The 22,134-nt window shown below is 64.0% G+C and carries 22 protein-coding genes, 1 tRNA gene and 1 pseudogene; 12 read left to right on the top strand and 12 right to left on the bottom strand.

Translation table 11 applies throughout. The features are described from left to right. Positions 1-18: 18 nt before the first annotated feature. Positions 19-960: a LysR family transcriptional regulator gene (locus PPL01S_RS23245; RefSeq protein WP_028626219.1), complete on the bottom strand. Its 942-nt coding sequence runs from the start codon at positions 958-960 to the stop codon at positions 19-21. Between the two features lie 117 nt (positions 961-1,077). Here PPL01S_RS23245 and PPL01S_RS23250 point away from each other — a divergent pair, with 117 nt between their 5' ends. From PPL01S_RS23250 to PPL01S_RS23265, 4 genes and pseudogenes are all read left to right on the top strand, one after another. Then, complete coding sequence (locus PPL01S_RS23250) at positions 1,078-1,827, top strand: 3-oxoacyl-ACP reductase family protein (protein WP_016391945.1); 750 nt, start codon at positions 1,078-1,080, stop codon at positions 1,825-1,827. Between the two features lie 69 nt (positions 1,828-1,896). After that, complete coding sequence (locus PPL01S_RS23255) at positions 1,897-3,090, top strand: MFS transporter (protein WP_016391946.1); 1,194 nt, start codon at positions 1,897-1,899, stop codon at positions 3,088-3,090. Between the two features lie 95 nt (positions 3,091-3,185). After that, positions 3,186-3,566, top strand: coding sequence for a hypothetical protein (locus PPL01S_RS23260; RefSeq protein WP_016391947.1), 381 nt, complete (start codon positions 3,186-3,188; stop codon positions 3,564-3,566). A 92-nt stretch (positions 3,567-3,658) separates the two neighbouring features. Next, positions 3,659-5,796 (top strand): annotated as a pseudogene (locus PPL01S_RS23265) (TonB-dependent siderophore receptor). A gap of 154 nt (positions 5,797-5,950) precedes the next feature. Here PPL01S_RS23265 and PPL01S_RS23270 read toward each other — a convergent pair. Next, positions 5,951-6,040: transfer RNA gene (locus PPL01S_RS23270), tRNA-Ser, on the bottom strand. A gap of 289 nt (positions 6,041-6,329) precedes the next feature. Here PPL01S_RS23270 and PPL01S_RS23275 point away from each other — a divergent pair. The 3 genes from PPL01S_RS23275 (at position 6,330) to PPL01S_RS23285 (ending at position 8,894) form a co-directional block, all read left to right on the top strand. Beyond that, positions 6,330-7,019: a crotonase/enoyl-CoA hydratase family protein gene (locus PPL01S_RS23275; RefSeq protein ID WP_016391949.1), complete on the top strand. Its 690-nt coding sequence runs from the start codon at positions 6,330-6,332 to the stop codon at positions 7,017-7,019. 120 nt (positions 7,020-7,139) lie between these two features. Continuing rightward, entirely contained in the window at positions 7,140-7,859 is a 720-nt protein-coding gene (locus PPL01S_RS23280) for a lysophospholipid acyltransferase family protein (RefSeq protein ID WP_016391950.1), read from the top strand. Positions 7,860-7,922: 63 nt separating this feature from the next. Further along, the gene (locus PPL01S_RS23285) at positions 7,923-8,894 is read left to right on the top strand and encodes a magnesium and cobalt transport protein CorA (protein WP_016391951.1); all 972 of its coding nucleotides are present in this window, start codon (positions 7,923-7,925) and stop codon (positions 8,892-8,894) included. A gap of 6 nt (positions 8,895-8,900) precedes the next feature. On the opposite strand, the gene PPL01S_RS23290 is transcribed toward PPL01S_RS23285, so the two are convergent. Further along, on the bottom strand, positions 8,901-9,620 hold the full coding sequence (locus tag PPL01S_RS23290) for an amidotransferase (RefSeq protein WP_016391952.1): 720 nt from the start codon (positions 9,618-9,620) through the stop codon (positions 8,901-8,903). A gap of 526 nt (positions 9,621-10,146) precedes the next feature. On the opposite strand from PPL01S_RS23290, the gene PPL01S_RS23295 reads away from it, so the two are divergent. Continuing rightward, entirely contained in the window at positions 10,147-10,941 is a 795-nt protein-coding gene (locus PPL01S_RS23295; protein WP_016391954.1) for a cytochrome c, read from the top strand. A 43-nt stretch (positions 10,942-10,984) separates the two neighbouring features. Here the strand turns inward: PPL01S_RS23295 and PPL01S_RS23300 are convergent, their stop codons facing one another. From PPL01S_RS23300 to PPL01S_RS23315, 4 genes are all read right to left on the bottom strand, one after another. Beyond that, positions 10,985-11,317, bottom strand: a complete 333-nt coding sequence (locus PPL01S_RS23300) for a ribonuclease E inhibitor RraB (protein WP_016391955.1) — start codon at positions 11,315-11,317, stop codon at positions 10,985-10,987. A gap of 174 nt (positions 11,318-11,491) precedes the next feature. Continuing rightward, positions 11,492-11,728, bottom strand: a complete 237-nt coding sequence (locus tag PPL01S_RS23305) for a hypothetical protein (RefSeq protein ID WP_016391956.1) — start codon at positions 11,726-11,728, stop codon at positions 11,492-11,494. A gap of 177 nt (positions 11,729-11,905) precedes the next feature. Then, on the bottom strand, positions 11,906-13,960 hold the full coding sequence (locus tag PPL01S_RS23310; RefSeq protein ID WP_016391957.1) for an LTA synthase family protein: 2,055 nt from the start codon (positions 13,958-13,960) through the stop codon (positions 11,906-11,908). A 146-nt stretch (positions 13,961-14,106) separates the two neighbouring features. Next, positions 14,107-14,298: a PLDc N-terminal domain-containing protein gene (locus PPL01S_RS23315; protein ID WP_016391958.1), complete on the bottom strand. Its 192-nt coding sequence runs from the start codon at positions 14,296-14,298 to the stop codon at positions 14,107-14,109. 126 nt (positions 14,299-14,424) lie between these two features. Between PPL01S_RS23315 and PPL01S_RS23320 the strand changes: the two genes are divergently transcribed. Next, positions 14,425-15,363, top strand: a complete 939-nt coding sequence (locus PPL01S_RS23320) for a ZIP family metal transporter (protein WP_016391959.1) — start codon at positions 14,425-14,427, stop codon at positions 15,361-15,363. A 113-nt stretch (positions 15,364-15,476) separates the two neighbouring features. Here PPL01S_RS23320 and PPL01S_RS23325 read toward each other — a convergent pair whose 3' ends face one another. Further along, complete coding sequence (locus PPL01S_RS23325) at positions 15,477-16,007, bottom strand: hypothetical protein (RefSeq protein ID WP_016391960.1); 531 nt, start codon at positions 16,005-16,007, stop codon at positions 15,477-15,479. A 60-nt stretch (positions 16,008-16,067) separates the two neighbouring features. After that, on the bottom strand, positions 16,068-16,592 hold the full coding sequence (locus tag PPL01S_RS23330) for an ankyrin repeat domain-containing protein (protein ID WP_016391961.1): 525 nt from the start codon (positions 16,590-16,592) through the stop codon (positions 16,068-16,070). Positions 16,593-16,858: 266 nt separating this feature from the next. On the opposite strand from PPL01S_RS23330, the gene PPL01S_RS23335 reads away from it, so the two are divergent. After that, positions 16,859-17,131 (top strand): DUF3509 domain-containing protein, encoded by a 273-nt coding sequence (locus tag PPL01S_RS23335; protein ID WP_016391962.1) that lies wholly within the window; start codon positions 16,859-16,861, stop codon positions 17,129-17,131. A gap of 117 nt (positions 17,132-17,248) precedes the next feature. Here PPL01S_RS23335 and PPL01S_RS23340 read toward each other — a convergent pair whose 3' ends face one another. The 3 genes from PPL01S_RS23340 to aroC form a co-directional block, all read right to left on the bottom strand. Continuing rightward, positions 17,249-17,785 (bottom strand): oxidase, encoded by a 537-nt coding sequence (locus tag PPL01S_RS23340; protein ID WP_016391963.1) that lies wholly within the window; start codon positions 17,783-17,785, stop codon positions 17,249-17,251. Then, positions 17,785-18,939: an MFS transporter gene (locus tag PPL01S_RS23345; RefSeq protein ID WP_016391964.1), complete on the bottom strand. Its 1,155-nt coding sequence runs from the start codon at positions 18,937-18,939 to the stop codon at positions 17,785-17,787. Before PPL01S_RS23345 ends, PPL01S_RS23340 begins: the two co-directional genes overlap by 1 nt. Positions 18,940-19,054: 115 nt before the next feature. Next, a complete protein-coding gene (gene aroC / locus PPL01S_RS23350; RefSeq protein ID WP_016391965.1) occupies positions 19,055-20,146 on the bottom strand; it encodes a chorismate synthase in 1,092 nt (363 codons plus the stop codon). A 147-nt stretch (positions 20,147-20,293) separates the two neighbouring features. On the opposite strand from aroC, the gene PPL01S_RS23355 reads away from it, so the two are divergent. Next, positions 20,294-21,256 carry an alpha/beta hydrolase gene (locus tag PPL01S_RS23355; protein WP_016391966.1) on the top strand — a complete coding sequence of 321 codons (963 nt, stop codon included), beginning with the start codon at positions 20,294-20,296 and terminating at the stop codon, positions 21,254-21,256. Positions 21,257-21,338: 82 nt separating this feature from the next. Further along, positions 21,339-22,127 (top strand): hypothetical protein, encoded by a 789-nt coding sequence (locus PPL01S_RS23360; RefSeq protein ID WP_016391967.1) that lies wholly within the window; start codon positions 21,339-21,341, stop codon positions 22,125-22,127. The last annotated feature ends 7 nt before the right edge of the window (positions 22,128-22,134 follow it).

A 22,134-nucleotide genomic window follows, 5' to 3' on the forward strand; every position in this document is an offset into this window, starting at 1 on the left:
ACAGAAACACCCCATGCCTCATGTGGGAGCCGCCAATGCATCGAACCGCCCAGCCAACCCTCGCTCGGCAAACTGCTCCACCACAAAATCGATGAACGCCCGGGTCTTGCCCGGCAACAGCTTGTGCCCCGCGTAATACAAGCTGATATGCCCATCGTCCACGTACCAGTCGGGCAACACCCGCTGCAGCGCCCCGGCATCCAGGTAAGGCACGGCGAACGGCAGGCTGACCAGGGCGATGCCCAGCCCTTGCACGGCCACCGCGCAGGCCGCATCCGAATCGCTCATGGTCATCGCCTGGCGCAACTGCAACGGCTGCTGCTCCTGCCAGCGACTGGTCAGCGGCCAGGTGCGCACACGCCCGGTTTGCGGTGAGCGGATCAATATCCCGTCATGCCGCTGCAGCCCCTGCGGCGATTCGATCGGGGCACGTTGCTGCAGATACCCAGGCGAAGCCACCAGAACCCGGTGCGCCACCGTCAACTTGCGCGCAACCACCCCGGGCGGCAGCTCGAAACCACCGCCAATGGCGGCATCGAAACCCTGGCCTATCAGGTCGACCTGGCGATTGTCGAAATGCCAGTCCGGTGTGATCGCCGGGTAGCGGCGCAAGAATTCGCCGAGCAGCGGCAGCACGTAAAGCCGACCGAACACGGTGCCCATGCTCACCCGCAACAGCCCCGCCGGCTGGCCTTCGGCGCTTGCCAGGTTGGCCACGGCGTACTGGATGGTGCGGAAACTGTCGCTCACTTCCCCGAGAAATCGCTGCCCCGCCTCGGTCAGGGTCAGCTTGCGCGTACTACGCTGGAACAGCCGCACCCCAAGGCGCGCTTCCAGCTGGGCAACATGCTTGCCCACTGCCGCCGGGGTCAGGCTCAGGCGCCTGGCCGCCTCGGCGAAACTGCCGACCTCGGCGCTGCGGATGAAACACTCGAGGGCGCTGAACGATTCCATGGCCATGATTACCAACCAAAGGTTTACTCTGCTAATAGTGATTGCGATCTTATCAGCAGGTAATCAGCGGTCGATACTGCGCCCATCCAAGGCATTCGGCCTTGCTTCCAGCAGGAGATCAGCATGTCCAAGCAATTTGCACTCGAAGGTAAAGTGGCCCTGGTACAGGGCGGTTCGCGCGGCATCGGTGCCGCCATCGTCCGCCACCTGGCCCGCGACGGCGCACACGTAGCCTTCACCTATGTCAGCTCCGAAGGCCCGGCCCAGGCCCTGGTCGAGGAAGTCCAGGCAGCCGGTGGCAAGGCCCTGGCCCTGCGCGCCGACAGTGCCGACGCCGCCGCCGTGCAACTGGCGGTCGACGACACGGTCAAGGCCTTCGGCCGTCTCGACATCCTGGTCAACAACGCCGGCGTACTGGCGGTCGCGCCGCTGGCCGAGTTCGACCTGGCGGACTTCGACCGCACCCTGGCAGTCAACGTGCGCAGCGTGTTCGTCGCAAGCCAGGCCGCTGCGCGCTACCTGGGCCAGGGCGGGCGCATCATCAATATCGGAAGCACCAACGCCGAGCGCATGCCGTTTGCTGGCGGAGCACCCTACGCCATGAGCAAGTCGGCGCTGGTGGGTCTCACCAAAGGCATGGCACGCGACCTGGGCCCACAGGGGATTACCGTGAACAATGTGCAGCCGGGGCCTGTGGACACCGACATGAACCCGGCCAGTGGCGAGTTCGCCGAGAGCCTGATTCCATTGATGGCGATCGGCCGTTATGGGCAGGCGGATGAAATTGCCAGCTTCGTCGCCTACCTGGCGGGGCCGGAGGCCGGCTACATCACTGGCGCCAGCCTGACGGTCGATGGTGGTTTCGCAGCCTGATGCCATTACCCTGTGCCGGCCTTGCAAAAGGCCGGCACCCCTTCTTTCACCGCCCGCAACGAGAACACGATGAACAGCCCCCCCCTGAGCCGCGCCCTGATCCTGCTGATGGCTACCGCCACCGGCCTGGCCGTGGCCAGCAACTACTACGCCCAGCCGCTCTTGCACAGCATCGCCGAGCAGTTCGGCCTGAGCACCGCCAGCGCCGGCAGCATCGTCATCGCCGCACAGCTCAGCTATGGGGCCGGCCTGCTGTTACTTGCTCCGCTGGGCGATCTGTTCGAGCAACGCCGGCTGATCGTGGTAATGACCGCCATTTCCACGCTGGGCCTGGTGATCAGTGCCTGCGCCCCCAGCCTGCCCTGGTTGCTCCTCGGTACCGTGCTCACTGGCCTGTTCTCGGTGCTGGCGCAAATTCTCGTGCCACTGGGTGCCTCCTTGAGCGCACCAGAGCAACGCGGTCGCGCGGTGGGCACGCTGATGAGCGGCTTGCTGCTGGGCATCCTGCTGGCACGCACCGCAGCCGGATTCATGGCCGAAATCGGTGGCTGGCGCAGCATCTACGTGCTGGCCGCCGTGCTCATGGCCGTGGCCGCCATCGCCCTGTACCGCAGCTTGCCGCAACACCACAGCCACGCGGGTCTGAAATATCCAGCGCTGATCGGCTCGGTATTTCGCCTGTTCACCGAAGAGCCGGTACTGCGCCTGCGTTCGCTGCTGGGCCTGCTGGCGTTCAGCCTGTTCGCGCTGTTCTGGACGCCTCTGGCGTTTCTCCTGGCCAGCGAGCCCTACCACTATTCCGACGCGGTGATCGGCCTGTTCGGCCTGGCCGGTGCGGCGGGCGCGCTGTCCGCCAACTGGGCCGGGCGCCTGGCAGATCGCGGCAAGAGCTCGCTGGCCACTACGGTAGGCCTGGTGGCCTTGCTGCTGGCGTGGGTACCACTGGGTTTCGCCCAGCACTCGCTGGCGGCCTTGCTGTTGGGCGTGCTGGTGCTCGACCTGGCGGTGCAACTGGTGCATGTGAGCAACCAGAATGCCGTGATCGCGCTGCGACCCGACGCACGCACGCGCCTCAACGCCGGCTATATCACCTGTTATTTCATCGGCGGCGCGCTAGGCTCGTTGCTGGGCACGCAACTGTTCCAGCACCAGGGCTGGATGGGCATCGTGGTCGCCGGGTTGTCGATCGGGGCATTGGCACTGGTGGTCTGGGCTTGCGCCGAACGCAAGCGCCAGCGCGCCATGCACGCGCCTGCGACCTAGCGCCGCTACCCTCCGTCGCCTGCACGTTGACTTGCCTGACCCGACGGCGCTCAGTAGGCGCTGGTCAAAAGCCCTATCACTGACAGGACGACTCAATGACAAGACTCACGGTGCAATCCGGCGATTTCTTGCAAGGTGAAGGTGAATTTCGCAATGGATCGCTCACACTCAAGACCCCGCGCAGCCCCTCGCCTGGCGAGCGAATATCGCTGGCCCGCATCAGCGACCTGCGCCTTGCCAGTCTGGAATCCAACCGCAGCCTGGGTACCGCCATCGGCTGGGGCGTGGCCGGCGCCCTGGTGGCGGGCCCGGTGGGGCTGCTGGCCGGGCTCTGGCTGGGCGGCAAGGAGGAAGAAGCCACCTTCCTGGCCACGTTCAAGGATGGCCGCAAGCTGATGGCGATCACCGACGGCAAGACCTGGTCGAAGATCGACGACAGCTGGCGCCAGCACCAGCGGCCCTCCAACTCGGACTGAGGCGCTTCGGGTAACATGGCGACCCTTTGACCGCACCGAACCCCCTCCCGGGAAACGCACGGTGCGGTTTTCGCCATTCAAGGACCCCGGCAATGCCCCTGCCCCACCCCCGCCTGCCCCTGAGCCTGCTCAGCCTGGGCCTGGCCTTGCACTGCCCCAATGCAACGGCTGAGGACAGTGTCGTGCTGGCCCCCTTGCAGGTTTCCGACACTTATGGCGATGAGAGCTACCAGGCACTGGAGGCTTCGGTAGGCGGGTTCCAGGCCGCACCGCTGCTCGATACGCCTGCTACGATCAGCGTGTTCGACCGCCCGCTGATCGACGACCGCCAGGTGCGCCTGCTCAGCGAAGTGCTGCACAGCGACGCCTCGGTCGGCGAAAGCTACGCGCCCATCGGCTACTACGAAAACTTCAACGTACGCGGTTTCGAGCTCAATGCCGCCAGCAGCTACCGCATCAATGGCCAGACCATTGCCGGTGAGCAGAACGTGGCACTGGAGAACAAGCAGCAAGTCGAGTTGCTCAAAGGCCTGTCCGGCCTGCAAAGCGGCGTGTCGGAACCCGGCGGCTTGATCAACTACGTGACCAAGCGCCCCGAGGAGGTGCGTAGCGTGACGGTCTCGACCAATGAACAGGGCGAGCGCTACCTGGCCACCGACCTGGGCGGCTGGTTTGGCAGCGAGCGCCAGTTCGGCCTGCGCGCCAACCTGGCCACGAGGATATCCGCTCATACGTCGACCACGCCGACGGCAAGCGCGACTTCGCCTCGCTGGCGTTCGACTGGCAGATCAGCCCCGATGCCACGCTGCAGCTCGATGCCGAGTACCAGCACCGTGAGCAGCGCTCGGTGCCCGGTTATCAACTGCTCGGCGGGACTACCCTGCCCCACGACGTCGACCCTGAGGATCGCCTGGCCTACCAGCATTGGGCGAAACCTGTGCAGAACGACTCGCTGAACCTGGGTGGGCGCTTCGAGTACCGGTTCGATGAAGCCTGGAGCACGACCCTGAGCGCCTCGCGCAGCAAGGTGCTGATCGACGACTACAGCACCTTTGCCTGGGGCAGCGAAGGTGGCTGGCAGTCGCATTTCAGCCCTGAGGGCGACTACGACATCTACGACTTCCGCAGCCCCGACGACACCCGCCGCATCGATGAAGCCCAGGCCGTGCTCAACGGCCGCTTCGATGCGTTCGGCGTCGGCCATGAGCTGACCCTGGGCAGCAGCGCGCAACGCCGCACGCTCGACCAGCACCCCTACTACAACGCGCTGGTCGGCAGCGGCAACATCTACACCGGAGCACCAGCCGTGCCGCCGTCGGACAAGCCCGTCGGCGCCAGCGAGCGGCGTCTGGACAGCCGCCAGTACGGCCTGTTCGTCAGCGACCGGATCACCTTCGACGAACACTGGCAGACCGTGCTCGGCGCCCGTGAAGTGCGCCTGGACGAACGAACCTGGGACGAAAACGGCGTCGCCGGGCGCCATACCCAGCAATACCAGTTGCTGCCCAATGCCGCGCTCATCTACAAGCCACGCGCCGATACCACCCTGTACGCCAGCTATGCCAAAGGCCTGTCGGCGGGCGGCACCGCGCCGTGGTTCGCCAGCAACGCCGCTGAAATTCTCGCCCCCACCCTGTCCCACCAACTGGAACTGGGTATCAAGCGGGATTGGCAGGGCATGAGCTTCAATGCCGCACTGTTCCAGATCCGCCAGGCGTACCAGTACGCGCGACCGCAAGGCGACGGCAGCTTCACCTACGTGCAGGAAGGGCAGCAGAAGAACATTGGCCTGGAACTGGGCGCCAGCGGCTGGGTGACCTCGAACCTGCAACTGCAGGCCAGCGCCGCGGCGATCCGCGCCCGGGTCGAGGGCAGTGGCACCGACGCCTACGAGGGGCATCAGGTGATCAACGTGCCGAACCTGCGGGCTGCCGTGCAGGCCGACTACAGCCTGCCGGTACCTGGCCTGGCGTTGCTTGGCGGCGCTCGTTACAGCGCCAGCAAGCAGGCGAGCCAGGCGGGCGATGTCGAGGTGGGGGGCTATACCGTGTTCGATGTCGGAAGCCGCTACCGCACGCGCATCGGCGGGTACGACACGGTGCTGCGGCTGACGGTGGATAACCTGTTCGACAAGCGTTACTGGCGCGATGTGGGGGATTACCTGGGCGACAACTATTTGTTCCAGGGGGCACCGCGCACGGCGCGAATGTCGGCTTCGGTCAATTTCTGAGGGAGCCGCAGCGCGGCCCATCGCCGGCAGGCCGGCTCCCACAAAAGGCAGTGGCGACCCTGTGGGAGCCGGCTTGCCGGCGATTGGGTCGCACAGCAGCCCCAGAATGCAAAAAGCCCCCGAACTTTTCAGCTCGGGGGCTCTTCGCAGAATGTGGCGGTGAAGAAGGGATTTGAACCCTTGATACGATTTCTCGTATACACACTTTCCAGGCGTGCTCCTTCGACCACTCGGACACTTCACCGTTTTCCCTTCAAGGCATTCACCCTGTCGAGGCGCGCTAATTTAGTGGAAGCGCTTTTCTTTGGCAAGTATTTTTTCAAATTTTTCATGCATTTAAGCCAACCCTCTGAAAAACCGAGGCTGCCAGGGCAATGCTGCCAATCTCGCCTGCGCTTTTACGGCAAGGCCAGCCCCTGCCCCGACAAGGCAAGGCGTGGCGCCCGCCCGCTGACCAACCGGTCAGCCTTGCTGCTTTACCTGGCCCGCGCTGCTGGGTAACGTCGTCGCCACGTCACTCAAAGGACCCTGACATGAGCGAGCTGATTACCTACCACGCCGAAGACGGCATCGCCACCCTGACCCTGAACAACGGCAAGGTCAATGCCATCTCGCCAGATGTCATCGCTGCGTTCAACGCCGCCCTGGACCGCGCCGCCCAGGAGCGAGCCGTGGTGATCATCACCGGGCAGCCGGGCATCCTCTCTGGCGGCTATGACCTCAAGGTGATGACCTCCGGCCCGCAGCAAGCGGTCAGCCTGGTCACCGCCGGTTCCACCCTGGCCCGTCGCCTGCTGTCGCACCCGTTCCCGGTGATTGTCGCCTGCCCAGGCAACGCAGTTGCCAAAGGTGCCTTCCTGTTGCTCTCGGCCGACTACCGTATCGGCGTCGAAGGGCCTTACAAGATCTGCCTGAACGAAGTTCAGATCGGCATGACCATGCACCATGCCGGTATCGAACTGGCCCGCGACCGCCTGAGCCGCGCAACCTTCCAGCGCTCGGTGAACAATGCCGAGATCTTCGACCCACAGGGCGCGCTGGATGCCGGCTTCCTCGACAAGGTAGTGCCGGCCGAACAGTTGCAGGAAACTGCCCTGGCGGTGGCGCGTGAACTGAAGAAGCTGAACATGCTCGCGCACAAGAACACCAAGCTGAAGGTGCGCAAGGGGCTGCTCGATGCGCTGGACGAGGCAATCGAGCTGGATCAGCACCATATGGGCTGACCTTAAGGGCCCTATCGCCGGCAAGCCGGCGACAGGGCCGCAACGGATCACACAGCCAGGTTTGCCCCCACCAGTGCACATCCGTACACTGCGCCGCGACTGTCTGGTGTGAGTTGTACAATGCTCTACTCCCTTCGCATGCTCCTGCTGGCGCTGCACTTTCTGCTGGTGGGCGTGATCGGCCTGTTGATCGGCCTGCTGCGCCCCTTCAATCGCGACAACAGCCGCGTGTTCGCCCGCCTCTACAGCATCCCGGCCACCTGGCTGCTGCGCATCAAGGTCAAGGCCGAAGTCGGCCCGCTGTGGGACCAACCGCCCGGCTGCGTGATCGTGGCCAACCACCAATCCAACTTCGACCTGTTCATCCTCGGCCACGTGGTGCCGCGACGTACCGTCGCCATCGGCAAGAAGAGCCTGGGCTGGATTCCGTTGTTCGGGCAATTGTTCTGGCTAGGCGGCAATGTGCTGATCGACCGCAGCAACGCCTACCAGGCGCGCAAGGCCATGCAGGTGACCACGCGCATCCTGCAGGACGACACCTCGATCTGGATCTTCCCGGAGGGCACGCGCAACCCCGAGGAGCAGTTGCTGGCGTTCAAGAAAGGCGCCTTCCACATGGCCGTCGAAGCCGGTGTGCCGATCGTGCCGGTGTGCGCCAGCCGCTACACCCGCCGCCTGGGCCTGAACAGCTGGCGCCAGCGCACGGTGATCGTGCGCTCGTTGCCACCGATCGCCACTGCCGGGCTCAGCCAACAGGATGTGCCGGCCTTGATCGAGCAGTGCCGCACGCAGATGCAGCAGTGCATCGACCGCATGGAAGCCGAATTGCCCCACCCGTAGGTTGCTCTTGCTCCCGCTACAGCCCAAGCTGTAACCCGTGTGCAACCGAACAAGTGGATCACCATGGGTCGAGTCGTGGCATCGGCGGTGTACGCCGCCGGCAGGAAGGTCACCAACATCAGCATCGACGAGGGCAGCGAATGGGCGCGCAAGCCTGGGCACTTCGTCTGGATCGGCCTGGAAGAGCCCAACGCCGAGGAGCTGGCCAATCTTCAGCGCCAGTTCGGCCTGCACGAACTGGCCATCGAGGACGCCCTGGAAAAACACAGCCGGCCCAAGCTGGAAACCTTCGGCGACGCGCTGTTCATCGTCACCTATTCGCCGGTACGCCATGAAGGCAAGCTGGAGTTCATCGAAACCCACATCTTCGCCGGCAACGGCTACATCATCACCTGCCGCAACGGCCACTCCAAATCCTACGCACTGGTGCGCCAGCGCTGCGAGGCGCGGCCGTTGCTGCTCGAGCATGGCGAGGATTTCGTGCTCTATGCCCTGCTCGACTTCGTCACCGAGAACTACCAGCCGGTCAGCGAAGCGATCCATGGCGAGATCGAGGAGCTCGAGCAGAGCGTGCTGGGCGGCTCGCTGCAGGAAGAAGACATCCGCCGCCTGCACAGCCTGCGCCGCGACATCCTGCGCCTGCGCCGCTACGTGGCACCGATGGTGGAAGTGAGCGAGGAACTGCAGCGGCTGAGCTTTCCGTTCATCGACAAGAACATGCGCCCGTATTTTCGCGACGTGCAGATCCATGTCACGCGGCAGATGGAAGACCTGGCCGGGATCCGCGACATCGCCAGCCAGACCATCGAGATCGGCATGCTGCTGGAGTCGTCACGGCAGAGCATCGTGCAGCGCAAGTTCGCAGCCTGGGCGGCGATTCTGGCGTTTCCCACGGCGATTGCCGGGATCTACGGGATGAACTTCCAGAACATGCCGGAGCTTGGGTGGCATTACGGGTATTTCGTGGTGCTTGGGGTGATTGCGCTGGGGTGTTCGGGGTTGTTTGCAAGCTTCAAGCGATCTGGCTGGCTGTGAGGCCCCTTAGGCTCGGCTCGACTGCTGGACGAAGCGCATCATCCACTCGCCCACCAGGTCACCCTGGTGCTCTGTCGCCAGGCTGGCGATTGCCTTGTGGTACACCTCATCGCCCAGGTAATCCTGACGCGCATCAAGCAGCGCCCGCGAATAGTCGTGGACGAACTCCGGATGCCCCTGGAAACACAACACCTGGTCGCGGATGTGGTACGCCGCATTCGGGCAGAAATCGCTGGACGCGATCACCGTCGCACCCTCCGGCAGTTCGGTGACCTGGTCCTGGTGGCTGATCAGCAAGGTCAGCTCGGACACTTCCGGGTCCATCCACGGCGCATGCGCCGCAAGCGAATAACGGTGGATACCCACACCCCAGCCTTTGTCGGCACGCTCGGCCTTGCCACCCAGGGTCAGGGCCAGCAACTGATGGCCGAAGCACACGCCCAGCAGCTTCTCGCCGCGCTCGTACAACTTGAGCAGGTAAGCCTTCAGCGTCTGGATCCACGGATCATCGCCGAACGAGTCGGCCTTGCTGCCAGTCACCAGGTACGCATCGAAGCGCTCTTCATCGGGGGGGTAGTCGCCGTTCATCACGTTGTACACACGAAACTCGGCTGCGATCGGCTGCCGCGAGAAGAGCTGCTCGAACATCCTTCCGTAGCCCTGGTACTGCGCGGTCAACTCCGGTCGCAGGACATCGGTTTCAAGGATGCAGATGCGTAACGACATAGGGATAGTCCTGAACGACATGGGTGGGAAACTGTTGTAGAGACTGACGCGAAAGACACGTACAAGCAAGTAGGCTGCACTGACGAACGGTCACATTTTGTCGGACTGCCGACGACCGATGCGTAACCGTCTAGTCAGGACATGCCAGCGAGCTGGCTTTTGGCCTCATAGCTGAACGCGATTTTAAAAATTCCAGATAGAACAAATGGTTCTAAAACAGGGATGACGCAGCCCCTACTGTTGGTTGTATATCGATTTCAAGAGGCATTGGGTACCGGCGTGCAGGCACGCCACTGTGATCGACCCGCGAGGTGACAGGGAAGCCAACCGGCATTCAGGAATAACAACAAGAAGGCGGTCCGCCATGTTCAGACAATCGAAACTTCGCCAAGCTGGGCTCATTCTGTTCGCCACGACCTTACTGCTGATCCTGCCGAACCTTACACGCTTGTTCGGGTGACAGTGACTGTGGCCTCCACGGGCAAACCAAGGGTAACCTGCCGGCCTTGATGGTCGGAGATTACCCATGCGCCGTTACCTAGCCCTGCTTGCCATGCTATCGAGCCTGCCGCTGTCGGCGGCGCAACTGCACTTGGAACTGGGTGGCACGCCGCGCCAGCTGGACAGCGCCGAATTGCTGGCCAAGAGCCGCGAAATCACCGTGGAGCAGGACGTTTCCTACAAGCGGCCCATGCACTATCGCGCCGTACCACTGGCCACGCTACTTGAAGGCATCTCTGCCGATGACCACCTGCAGGCCGTGGCACTCGATGGCTTCGCCGCCGAGATGCCCGCAGGGCCATTGCTGCAGGACGGCCCTGCTCGCGCCTGGCTGGCCGTCGAAGACCCGGCCAAGCCGTGGCCAGCCCTGGGCGACGGGAAACCCAGCGCCGGGCCGTTCTACCTGGTATGGACAGATCCCCAGGCGAGCGGCATCCGCCCCGAGCAGTGGCCGTTCCAGATCGCCACGATCCGCAGCCTGGCCCCTGTCGAACAACGCTTCCCGGCGTTGCTGCCGGACTCGAAACTGCCAGCTGGCGACCCCGTGCGCCAGGGTTTTGCCCTGTTCCAGCAGAACTGCCTGGCCTGCCACCGGCTCAATGGTGCGGGCGACGCGCAGTTCGGGCCGGATCTGAACGTGCCGCACAACCCGACCGAATACTTCCAGCCGGCGTTTCTGCGCCAGTACATTCGCGCCCCGCAGAGCTTGCGGCGGTGGCCACAGGCGCGGATGCCCGGGTTTGCCGAAAGCGTGTTGAGTGAGCAGGAACTGGATGCGTTGCTGGCTTATCTGGGGCATATGGCCAAGCGCAGGCCTTGAGGGCCTCATCGCCGGCAAGCCGGCGATGAGGCTGCAATGGTTTTCAGGCAATCGGCCGCTCATGCTTGACGCCCCACCCCTCGACCTCTCCGCCGTAAGGTGAAACGACCTGCTCGAACGCTTCCTCGAAGTCACCGATGCCGCCGTAGGTGGCATACATCACCTTGCTCAGTTCCAGGTGCCACACACCATCGTCCCGTTCGTGGACCTGGGCATTGAGCGATTCGCCACGAAACTGCCCAGCCGCCCGACGCGCGTTGGCCTCGTCGGCAAATACCGCGTAGAACTCGATGGGGTGGATGCGGGTGAAGTCAAAACCGCCTGCTTTCATCTGGCGCAGGACATTGCTGCTGATATCGTCGTTCTGGCTGCTCATGAATCGTCCTCCCGAATAAAGCGATGGATAGACTTTCCGTGCACTACGCACCTGCCGACGCAACCGGCAGATCGAGCTGATGCAAGACGCGAATTGAACAGGAGCGGCCCCGCAGAAAAGGCCGACGCCTCCCACCAGCGTAGTGCCTGCAAGGGCACCACGCCAACCTGCGGGTCAGGGCGCTTCGTGGATACTGGTGATGATCACGCCGTTCTGCTCCTTGAGCCAGCGTGCCGTGGGGGATGGTGCGCGGTCCTGGAAGTCGTTGAGGTCCAGCTCATCCATGACCGGAAACAGATGCGAACGGATGGCGCGGGCCGCCTCTTCCTCGCTGGGGCACTGGTCGGCGTGCAACAGCAGCGTGGTCGGCTCGCCTTTCTGATCGGCAAAGATGACTTCCCACTCTTTCATTGAATAGCCCTCAAGCAGAGAACACCGGGGTGATGCCTGTAATTGCTTGACCGTGGGCGGGGGGATTTGTTCAGTCAGCTGAGTTCAGTAGTGGCCCTATCGCCGGCAAGCCGGCTGCCACAGGTGCAGTATGCGCTGTACCTGTGGCAGCCGGCTTGCCGGCGATAAGGGGCACACTTACTTAGGTGTGCCGTGCACCACGCCAGCGGTGTTATCGAGCAGGCTCTTGGTCGCGGTCTGGATGTAGGCCTCGAGCTTCTTGAGCATTTCCGGCTGGTCCGGGCTTTCGATCAGCTCGGCCTTGAACTCGCGGCCCAGCTGGTAGCGGTACATGCGCGGGGTCATGTCCTTCGACTCGATGAGGATACGGTCACCCTGCACCAGGCCGACGATCTGCTCGCTGCCCGACGGCTTGATCATGCCCACGCCCTGGTCGCCCTCAGGCAGGTTGAGCAGGTCGCGGCCCCAGCACTGGTGGCGGGTCTCGCCACCGAGGCGGCCCATGATGGTCGGCACGATGTCGACCTGGGTACCCACGGTATGGTTGACCGCGCCGAACTTCTCCTGGATGCCCGGTGCGATCAGCAGCAGCGGTACGTTGAAGCGGCCCAGGTCCAGCTCGGTGACCTGCTGCTGGTTGCCGAAGCCGTGGTCGCCGACGATGACGAACAGAGTGTCCTTGAAGTAAGGCTCTTTACGCGCCTTCTCGAAGAACTGGCCCAGCGCCCAGTCGGAGTAGCGCATGGCGGTCAGGTGCTCGTCCAGGCGGCCCTGGCCTGTGACCTTCTCGACTGGCAGGTCTTTTGGCAGCGCATACGGCGTGTGGTTGGACAGGGTCTGCAGCAGCGCGTAGATCGGCTTCTTGCCGTCGTGCTTGGCCAGCTCCTCGTTGCCACGGTCGAACATGTCCTGGTCGGACACGCCCCAGGTCGGGTCGGAGAACACCGGGTTGACGAAGTCGTTACGGCCGATGAAGGTGGTCATGCCCTGGTTGCCGAAGAACCCGGACTGGTTGTCCCAGGCGAAGTCGCCGTTGTAGACATAGACATCGTCGTAGTCACGGGCGCTGAGCAGTGCCGGCAGGCCGGACAGCTTGTGGCCGCCTTCCGGGGTCTGCATCAGGTATTCGAAGCCCGGCAGGTTGGGGAAGCAGGCCATGGTGGCGAACATGCCCTGGTGGGTATGGGTGCCGTTGGAGAAGAAGCGGTCGAACAGCAGACCCTCCTTGGCCAGCTTGTCGAAGTACGGGGTGATGTTGTTCGGGCTGCCCAGGGCACCGACCGAGTGGCCGGCGAAGCTTTCCATGAGGATCACCACGACGTTCTTGATCGGCAGGGTACGCTCGGCCGGCGGCACGAAGTCACGGCGGATGGCCGCCTCGTCGGCATCGACCAGGGTGTCGTAGGGGGTCAGCAAGTGCTCGCGCACGGTCTGGGTGGCCAGGTTCTGATCCAGCACCGGCTTCCAGATGTTGGCGCGGTCTTCGCCAAAGCGGCTCTTGGCGGCGTCGATCAGGGTCAGGGTACCGTTCAGGCCCAGCTGGTTGACGAAGTTGGAGTCGGTGGTGAAGGCATCCCCCCAACGCATCGGCGGGCCCTGGCGCAGGGTGCCGCGGGCGGCGACCACCGCCACCAGCAGAATTACCATGAACACTGCCAGGCGGTTGTACCAGGGGGCGACGCGCTGTTGGCCATTGCCCCGGGTCAGGCGGTCGATGCCCTTGAACAGCAGGCTCAGCAGCCAGGTGCCGAACAGCCAGGCAAGGATGTAGCGAACCACCGGGAAGCCGTACCAGAGCATGCTCAGCACGGTTTTCGGGTCTTCCTTGATGTACTGGAAGACCAGGCCATTGAGGCGCTGGTGGAACTCGCGGTAGAAGTCCATCTCCATCAGGCCAAGGAACATCACCACGCTCGAGGAGAGCGTCAGCCAGAAGCGGAACAGGCCACGCTGGGCCATGGCCCATGGGCTGAGCGTCGCCAACAGCAGCGGAATGCTCAGGTACACCACTACGCGCAGGTCGAATCGCAGGCCGTTGAAGAAGCCTTCGGCGACTGTCGAATAAGGGGTGTCGCCGATCATGTCGCTGTTGTAGACCAGCAGCGCCAGGCGCACCAGGCTGAGCATCAACATGATCACCAGGCCGCTGAGCAGCGTGTAGGCCAGGTGCGATTTCAGGGTCGGCGTAAAAGCTCGCGCGCCCTGTTGCTTCAAGGCATCCGTGTTAGCCATGAATGGGGAAGTCCTAGGATTGCGGGTTTGCGGAGATGGCGCTGGCCATAGACCAACGCAGCATTGTGCGGGTGCGGATTCTGTTTAAACCAATGTGAAAATTTTGTCACGGCCCTGTTGCCGATTTTGTCCGTAATGGCCGCCTCTCAAACCCGAACGCCGGCTCGCGGCCCGGCAATCGCCCAGATCAACAGGCCTATTATCGGCAGCAGGACGATCAGCAGCACCCACAGTGCCTTGATACCCAGCGAGCTGTCGCCCTTGATCACGTTGAACAGCGCCCAGATGTCCAGGGCCAGGATGATCAGCGCGACCAGGCTGTTGAATGTCGACCCCATGCCAATCTGTCCTTCGATTTCCGTTGAAGGTGCGCATGATCGACTATCAGGTCGATAGAAGGGAATCCTTGGTCACCGGCGCCGGTCTGTGGATAGACTGCCTCTATTCATCCGTTCGAGGTGCCCATGCCCCCCGCCCACACCGATAGCGCCCCCTCGCCCTCCCTGCTGAGCGCCTGGCGGCAACAGGCGATCAACACCCCGTGGCTCAGCGCCGGGCTCGGCGTGAGCCTGCTGGCAGTGGTCGTGCTGCTGGCGGCCAGTTTCTGGAACGCCATCAACGGCGACCATGCCGAAAACCTGCACCTGGCGGTGCTTGGCGGCTTGTCCGGCTTCGGCGCCACGGCCCTGGGCGCGGTGCTGGCCGTGGTGCTGCGCGATGTCAGCGCCCGCAGCCAGGATGTGATGCTCGGTTTCGCTGCCGGCATGATGCTCGCGGCCAGCTCTTTCTCATTGATCCTGCCGGGCCTGGACGCTGCCCGTGCAATCACCGGCAACGGCCCGGCGGCGGCGTTCACCGTGGTGCTGGGCATGGGCCTTGGCGTGCTGTTGATGCTCGGCCTCGACCGTTTCACCCCGCACGAGCATGAAAGCACCGGCCCCTGCGGGCCCGAGGCCGAGCGGATCAACCGGGTATGGTTGTTCGTGCTGGCGATCACCCTGCACAACCTGCCCGAGGGCATGGCCATCGGCGTGAGTTTCGCCAACGGCGACATGAACATCGGCCTGCCACTGACCAGCGCCATCGCCATCCAGGACATCCCCGAAGGCCTGGCCGTGGCCTTGGCGCTGCGGGCGACCGGGCTGTCGAACCTGAAGGCCGCCCTGGTGGCGATCGGTTCGGGGTTGATGGAGCCGCTGGGCACGGTGATCGGCCTGGGGATCTCGACCGGCTTCGCCCTTGCCTATCCGATCAGCATGGGGCTGGCGGCCGGGGCGATGATTTTCGTGGTGTCCCACGAGGTGATTCCCGAAACCCACCGCAATGGGCACCAGACAGCGGCGACCCTGGGGTTGATGGGTGGGTTTGCAGTGATGATGTTCCTGGATACAGCGCTGGGCTGAAGGGATGGGTTGGCTTTACTGGCCCTATCGCTGGCAAGCCAGCTCCCACAGGGGATTACGTGGTATTCAAGCCTTGTGTGGGAGCCGGCTTGCCGGCGATAGGGCCAGTCAACTCAGACGTGAACCGCGACCTTCAAGGCCTCAAGCGCCGGCTCCACCTTGATCCCCACCTCTGCCCCCAGCGCCAGCACTCGCGCCAGGTCGTTCTGGCCCACCATCACCATCTGCAGCTCGTCATCGAGCAACTGGCTGAAGTTGAGCAGCACATACCCACCCGCTTCCTTATTCAACGCACCCATCTGCACCTGGATGCGATTGAGCGCGGTCAGCGGTTCGGTACGGGCCAGCTGCTTGGGCTTGAGGGTGAACGGCACGTTCTTGTCGAACGAATCGCTGATATGCTGGAACAGCTCCTGGTAGCTGTCGGCCTGGAACACCACAGTATCCGGCAGGCTGCCGAGCACGACCCATTCGCCCAAGGCGATCGGGAAGCTGTCGTCGTAGTTGATGTCCGGGTTGGCAGCCAGGAAGGCGGCGGGGTCGGCGTAGGCCTGGGCGGCCTCGTCGGCGATGCGCTCGATGTCTTCATCGCGCATGCAGCCGGCGGCGATGAGGCTGATGAATTCGAGCAACTGGTTTTTCATGAACGGGGGCCTGCGACGGGTGAAAAGTCGCCAAGGATAGCCGCAAACGCCCCCGAACCGTTAACCGGCCAGCAGCTGCAAGCGTGCCGCAGTGTCCACCGCACCCATGGTCCGTGCTGCCATCAGTGCGGTGACGCCACGGGCATCCTGATGAGCCGGGTCGGCGCCCTGGGCCAGCAGGTAGTCGAGAATCTCGCCCCGGTTGAACATGGCCGCGAGCATCAGTGCGGTACGCCCGTCCTGCGCGGCGGCATCCACCGCCACGCCATGCTCGAGCAGCAGGCAAATCATCGCCATGTCACCCTTGAAGGCAGCGCCGGCAATCGGCAGTTGGCCGTTGTCGTTGGCGATCAACGGGTCGGCGCCATGGGCCAGCAGCACCCGCACTGCATCGTGCTGCCCGTGGTAGCTCGCCAGCATCAGCAAGGTGTCGCCCTTGTGGTTGCGCAGGTTGGCCGGCAGGCCGCTGGCCAGCAGCCGCGCAAGCATGTCGGCGTCGCCCTGGCGGGCGCGCTCGAACACCTGCTCGGCGAAGGCGGCAGTTTCTTCATCGGTCATGGTGGCGGGCGCGTGTTGGTCGGACATCTGGAACCTCCTGGCAGAAAAGATTGCCCAAGTGTTTGTCAGGCATGCCGGATGGGTCAAAGGTTCAGAATCTATGAGGTCGATAGGGTCTGCCAGACCCGTGCAAAATGCACTGTGCAAAATGCACGACCATGCAGGCTGCACGATGCCGCTTACATAAAAACACTGCAAATCATTGAATTTAAAAGACTTTATCCAAAGTCAAGTTCTGGCACGGTCACTGCAACCATCAACTCACGTCTGCCCACCCACAGTCAGGAGTTGATATGGACCTCATCCAGGAAAAGTTTGTCTCGGTGTTCTCGGCCTACCAGGTCGCCACCCAGCCCCGCCCCGATGGTGGCATCCTGCTGACCCTTCGCGCCGCTGACGGCAAAGTGACCCGCCGGGTGCTGACCTACGGGCAATTGCACAGTGCCGAGCAGCTGTCCTGGGCCATCAGTGCCATACGCCGCGACCTGGCCGAACAGGCCAGCGAACTGCCGGTGATCACCATGCTGCAGAGCCAGCAACGGTTTGCCCTGCCGACCTATCGCTGAGTTTGCCTTGGCCGGCCTCTCGCGGATCAATCCGCTCCTGCAAGTTGCTGCATTGCCCATAGGGATGGTGGGGCACTTGCAGGAGCGGATTGATCCGCGATGGGGCCTGGTCAGGCACTAAAGCTCATCGATACCCGAAAACGACCGAGCCGTTTCGTCACCCGTAAATCGAGCCGTCACACCCTGCTCGCTGGCAAACAAGCGCAGCGCCACGCAGAACGGATTATCCCCAAGTTCAACCCAGCGCCGCGTCCCGGCCGGCACCAGCAGCTGGTCGCCCTTCTCGCACAACACGGCATACACGTATTCACCCAGGCGCAAACCCATTTGCGCACGGCCACTGACCACCGCGAACACTTCCTCGGCGTCATGCACGTGCTCGTCGCGCACATCGACCTGCGCCGGCTGTGCGCCGTCACGGTCGAGCACGCTGAAGGCTGCACTACGGTGCTGGGTCATCAGCTGGTCGAGCAATGCCCGGCATTCGCCCAGTACCGCTTGCTCGCCCGCACCTGGTCGCACGCGCATGTCCAGCGGCTGGTGGACGAAGCGCACACCCTGCTCGGCCAAGGTCGCGGCAATATCGTCATGGTGGGTCAGCACCTTGTTCGGCAAGTCCGGGCTGGACGGGTGGAAAACACAAAGGATGCTCATCAGCGGCGGGTCCTGGTCGATTTCGAACGAGTGGCCATGATAACGGCTGCAGCCAGTGCTGCGGCGCTGGCCATACCAAAGGTGAAGGTCGGCCCCAGCAGTTTCCAGCTGTAGCCTGAATACAGCGCGCCCAATGCACCACCTGTGCCCGACAGCGCCGCGTACAGCGCCTGGCCCTGACCTTGCTGACGGGCACCGAAGCTGGCCTGGACGAAAGCGATGGAGGCGGCGTGGAAGCAGCCGAAGGTGGCCGCATGCAACACCTGGGCAAAGATCAGCACGGCCGGCTCGGCCGCCAGGTTGCCCAGCAGCAGCCAGCGCAGTGCCGCCAGCAGGAAGCTGACCAGCAGCACCTGCTGCACGCTGAAGCGGGCGAAAATCCGGCTCATGGCCATGAATATCAGCACCTCGGCGACCACCCCCAGCGCCCACAGCAGGCCGATGGCGCCGCGGCTGTAACCCAGGTGCTCGAGGTGCAAGGTGAGGAAGGTGTAGTACGGCCCGTGGCTGAGCTGCATCAATGCCACGCAGACATAGAAGGCAATCACGCCCGGCGCCGTCAGTTGGCGCAGAAAACCGCCCGTCCCGTGCCGCTCGCCCTGCTCCACCGGCTGGGCGTTGGGTACCCACAGGCTGGCGGCGACGATACCGGCCATGATCGTCACCAACGCGACCGGGTAGATATCCAGGCTCAGCCACTCGAACAGACGCCCCAGGCCCACCACGGTCAGGATGAAACCGATCGAGCCCCACAACCGCACCTGGCTGTAGCGTGAGATCTGGCCATGCAGGTGGGCCAGGGTGATGACCTCGAACTGCGGCAGGACCGCGTGCCAGAAGAACGCATGCAGGGCGATCACCAGTGCCAGCCAGGCGTAGCTCTTGCCAAAGAAGATCAGCGAGAAGGTGGCCAGGGTCGACAGCGCGCCCAGGCGCACGATCAGCAGCCGTCGGCCACTACGATCGCCCAGCCAGCCCCACAGGTTGGGGGCGATGCAGCGCATCAGCATGGGAATGGCCACCAGCTCGCCGATGCGTGCCGGCGGGAAGCCGAGGTGGTCGAGGTACAGGGCCAGGAAGGGGGCCGTGGAGCCCAGCAGGGCGAAGTAGAACAGGTAGAAGCTGGACAGGCGCCAGTAGGGGATCGGGGGCATGAAATGGGCCTTTGCTATGTCTGTACCGGCCTCATCGCGGATAAATCCGCTCCTACAGGGACTGCGTTGCCCTTGTAGGAGCGGATTTATCCGCGATGAGGCCAGTACGGACGAATCAGAGCTGGCCCAGTACCGGCGTACCGACCTTCACCTCGGCATTCTGCGCGCGATGACGCAGCAGGTGGTCCATCAGCACGATGGCCATCATCGCCTCGGCGATCGGCGTGGCGCGGATGCCCACGCACGGGTCGTGACGCCCTTTGGTGATGACCTCGACCGGATTGCCGTGAACGTCGATCGAACGACCCGGCACGGTGATGCTGGAAGTAGGCTTGAGCGCCAGGTGGGCGACGATCGGCTGACCCGAGCTGATGCCACCCAGAATGCCGCCGGCGTTGTTGCTGAGGAAGCCTTCCGGGGTCAGCTCGTCACGGTGCTCGGTACCGCGCTGGGCAACGCTGGCGAAGCCAGCACCGATTTCAACGCCTTTGACCGCGTTGATGCTCATCAGCGCATGGGCGAGTTCCGCGTCCAGGCGGTCGAAGATCGGCTCGCCCAGGCCCGGCATCACGCCCTCGGCAACCACGGTGATCTTCGCCCCGACCGAGTCCTGGTCGCGGCGCAACTGGTCCATGTAGGCTTCCAGCTCCGGCACCTTGTCCGGGTCCGGGCTGAAGAATGCGTTGTTTTCCACCGACTCCCAGCCCTTGAACGGGATTTCGATCGGGCCCAGCTGGCTCATGTAGCCGCGCACCTGGATGCCCTGGGTGGCCAGGTACTTCTTGGCGATGGCGCCAGCCGCCACACGCATGGCGGTTTCGCGGGCCGAGCTGCGGCCACCGCCGCGGTAGTCGCGCACACCGTACTTGTGGTGGTAGGTGTAGTCGGCGTGGGCCGGGCGGAACAGGTCCTTGATCGCCGAATAGTCCTTGGACTTCTGGTCAGTGTTGCGGATCAGCAGGCCGATCGAGCAGCCCGTGGTACGCCCTTCGAAGACCCCGGAGAGGATCTCCACTTCGTCGGCTTCCTGACGCTGGGTGGTATGCCGGCTGGTGCCGGGCTTGCGTCGGTCGAGGTCGTGCTGCAGGTCGGCGAGGGAGATTTCCAGCCCCGGCGGGCAGCCATCGACAATGGCGACCAACGCCGGGCCATGGCTTTCGCCAGCGGTGGTGACAGTGAACAGCTTGCCGTAGGTATTGCCGGACATGGACGCTCCGCGAGTCTGCCTGATGTGAACGAAAGCGGCAGTATACGGAAAATTTCACGACCGTACGGGCCTCATCGCCACACCCCACCCTGCGAACCTTCGAGCAAGGACAGTGTCAAACCGCTATCTCACCCATGTAGTACCCCCATGATGTCGCGCCTCGTCGCCCTGCTCTTCCTGCTCTGCGCTGGCCTGGCCCAGGCCGCTTCCCCCACCGTGCTGCAGCGGCCCATCGACCTGGACACCGGCCAGGGCGTGCTGCACGGCAGCCTGCTGCTGCCGCAGCAAGCCACACCACCGCCGGTGGTGCTGATCATCGCCGGCTCCGGCCCGACCGACCGCGACGGCAACAACCCGGCGTCGGGACGGGTCGACAACCTCAAGCGCCTGGCCCTGCTGCTGGCCAACGAGCACATCGCCAGCGTGCGCTTCGACAAGCGCGGGGTGGCCGCCAGCCAGCCGGCCACGCCCGACGAACGCGACCTCAGCGTCGAACGCTATGTCGCCGACGTGGTGGCCTGGAGCCGCAAGCTCAAGGCCGACCCGCGCTTTGGCCGGTTGATTCTGATGGGCCACAGCGAAGGCGCGCTGATCGCCAGCCTGGCAGCCGAACAGGCAGGTGCCAGTGCCGTGATCACCTTGGCGGGTAGCGGCAGGCCGCTGGCGGATGTGGTGCGCGAGCAACTGGCACGCCGCCTGCCACCGGCGCAACTGGCACGCAGCGACGCGCTGCTCGACCGCCTGCAGGCCGGGCAGACCAGCCTGGACGTGCCGGCGCCCCTGCGTCAGGTGTTTCGCCCCAGTGTGCAGCCCTACCTGATCACGCTGTTCCGCCAGGACCCGGCACAAGCCTTCGCCCGCTTGCCGATGCCTGCCCTGATCGTGCAAGGCCGCAACGATGTGCAGGTCGACGTGGTCGACGCCGAACGCCTCAAGGCGGCAAAACCGGACGCGCAGCTGGTGCTGATCGACGGCATGAATCACATGCTGCGCATAAGCCCCAAGGAAATGAGCCAGCAGCGCGACAGCTACCTCAACCCGGAATTGCCCCTGGCGCGCGAGCTGGGCGAACGTGTGGTGAGGTTCATTCATCAATTGCCATCGGCCTGAGCAGATCACCGCGAAATAGCCTCAGGTCCTGGACGATACGGCCGATAAGCTCGGTATTGGCCTGTATTTGAGACTTCACCCGATGACCGATGCCTCCGCTGCCGTAGAACCGGCCGAAGCGCCGCAAGAACCGGACAGCGTCGCCCTGCCCTGGGCCGACCTTGCCGTCGAACACTTCCAGTTGCTGCGCCTGGCGCCGCTGCCCACCGACCGCAACAGCGGCGCACGGCCGCTGCGCTTCGTCGAGTTCGGTCATGCCGAGCGCCACGACCAGGCCCACAGCCTGCTGCGCCTGGAGATTCGCCTGCCAGGGCAGAAGGTGCGCAAGGAACAGAACCAGCTGGATGTGCGTGTCGACCACCTTGAGCGCAGGGTCAGCATCGGCAGCGACAGCGGCCTGCAACTGGAGCCGCTCAACCGTGGCCTCGGCCGTTTCCTGCTGGGCCAGGCGGTGCAATGGCTGCAGCGTCGGTGGTCGCATTACAGCGTCGAAGGCATGGCGCTGCCGAACCGGGAGGCGCTGAACGAAGACACCCGCCTGCGCCGGGATCGCTACCTCACCGCCAGCGGCTTCGAGGTCGCGTATGCCGACCCGCAGCACCTGAAGGGCAGCACCGCGGAGACGACCGTCGGCCAGCTCAAGAATGGCTGGAACACCGAGAAGGTCCAGCGCGTGGACATGCTTGAAGCCGCCGGCATGCTGCAGCAGGCCGAGCAGCAGTTGCTGGAGAAGGAAGCGCAACTGCGCGAGCGCGATGAGCGGGTGGCCAAGTACCGGCGCGAGGACAGCGGGTTGCGCTTTACCATCACCTGCCTGGTGGCGTTTGCGGTGTTTCAGGCGGGCTTGCTGATCTGGATCGCAACCCGCTAGACCGTGT

Source organism: Pseudomonas plecoglossicida NBRC 103162 = DSM 15088 (genome assembly GCF_000730665.1).
In the GTDB taxonomy this organism is placed as follows: domain Bacteria; phylum Pseudomonadota; class Gammaproteobacteria; order Pseudomonadales; family Pseudomonadaceae; genus Aquipseudomonas; species Aquipseudomonas plecoglossicida.

Excerpts from the sequence above, each read along its gene's own strand:
- PPL01S_RS23245 (WP_028626219.1), bottom strand. The coding sequence starts at position 960 with ATGGCCATGGAATCGTTCAGCGCCCTCGAGTGTTTCATCCGCAGCGCC.
- PPL01S_RS23250 (WP_016391945.1), top strand. The coding sequence starts at position 1,078 with ATGTCCAAGCAATTTGCACTCGAAGGTAAAGTGGCCCTGGTACAGGGC.
- PPL01S_RS23255 (WP_016391946.1), top strand. The coding sequence starts at position 1,897 with ATGAACAGCCCCCCCCTGAGCCGCGCCCTGATCCTGCTGATGGCTACC.
- PPL01S_RS23260 (WP_016391947.1), top strand. The coding sequence starts at position 3,186 with ATGACAAGACTCACGGTGCAATCCGGCGATTTCTTGCAAGGTGAAGGT.
- PPL01S_RS23275 (WP_016391949.1), top strand. The coding sequence starts at position 6,330 with ATGAGCGAGCTGATTACCTACCACGCCGAAGACGGCATCGCCACCCTG.
- PPL01S_RS23280 (WP_016391950.1), top strand. The coding sequence starts at position 7,140 with ATGCTCTACTCCCTTCGCATGCTCCTGCTGGCGCTGCACTTTCTGCTG.
- PPL01S_RS23285 (WP_016391951.1), top strand. The coding sequence starts at position 7,923 with ATGGGTCGAGTCGTGGCATCGGCGGTGTACGCCGCCGGCAGGAAGGTC.
- PPL01S_RS23290 (WP_016391952.1), bottom strand. The coding sequence starts at position 9,620 with ATGTCGTTACGCATCTGCATCCTTGAAACCGATGTCCTGCGACCGGAG.
- PPL01S_RS23295 (WP_016391954.1), top strand. The coding sequence starts at position 10,147 with ATGCGCCGTTACCTAGCCCTGCTTGCCATGCTATCGAGCCTGCCGCTG.
- PPL01S_RS23300 (WP_016391955.1), bottom strand. The coding sequence starts at position 11,317 with ATGAGCAGCCAGAACGACGATATCAGCAGCAATGTCCTGCGCCAGATG.
- PPL01S_RS23305 (WP_016391956.1), bottom strand. The coding sequence starts at position 11,728 with ATGAAAGAGTGGGAAGTCATCTTTGCCGATCAGAAAGGCGAGCCGACC.
- PPL01S_RS23310 (WP_016391957.1), bottom strand. The coding sequence starts at position 13,960 with ATGGCTAACACGGATGCCTTGAAGCAACAGGGCGCGCGAGCTTTTACG.
- PPL01S_RS23315 (WP_016391958.1), bottom strand. The coding sequence starts at position 14,298 with ATGGGGTCGACATTCAACAGCCTGGTCGCGCTGATCATCCTGGCCCTG.
- PPL01S_RS23320 (WP_016391959.1), top strand. The coding sequence starts at position 14,425 with ATGCCCCCCGCCCACACCGATAGCGCCCCCTCGCCCTCCCTGCTGAGC.
- PPL01S_RS23325 (WP_016391960.1), bottom strand. The coding sequence starts at position 16,007 with ATGAAAAACCAGTTGCTCGAATTCATCAGCCTCATCGCCGCCGGCTGC.
- PPL01S_RS23330 (WP_016391961.1), bottom strand. The coding sequence starts at position 16,592 with ATGTCCGACCAACACGCGCCCGCCACCATGACCGATGAAGAAACTGCC.
- PPL01S_RS23335 (WP_016391962.1), top strand. The coding sequence starts at position 16,859 with ATGGACCTCATCCAGGAAAAGTTTGTCTCGGTGTTCTCGGCCTACCAG.
- PPL01S_RS23340 (WP_016391963.1), bottom strand. The coding sequence starts at position 17,785 with ATGAGCATCCTTTGTGTTTTCCACCCGTCCAGCCCGGACTTGCCGAAC.
- PPL01S_RS23345 (WP_016391964.1), bottom strand. The coding sequence starts at position 18,939 with ATGCCCCCGATCCCCTACTGGCGCCTGTCCAGCTTCTACCTGTTCTAC.
- aroC (WP_016391965.1), bottom strand. The coding sequence starts at position 20,146 with ATGTCCGGCAATACCTACGGCAAGCTGTTCACTGTCACCACCGCTGGC.
- PPL01S_RS23355 (WP_016391966.1), top strand. The coding sequence starts at position 20,294 with ATGATGTCGCGCCTCGTCGCCCTGCTCTTCCTGCTCTGCGCTGGCCTG.
- PPL01S_RS23360 (WP_016391967.1), top strand. The coding sequence starts at position 21,339 with ATGACCGATGCCTCCGCTGCCGTAGAACCGGCCGAAGCGCCGCAAGAA.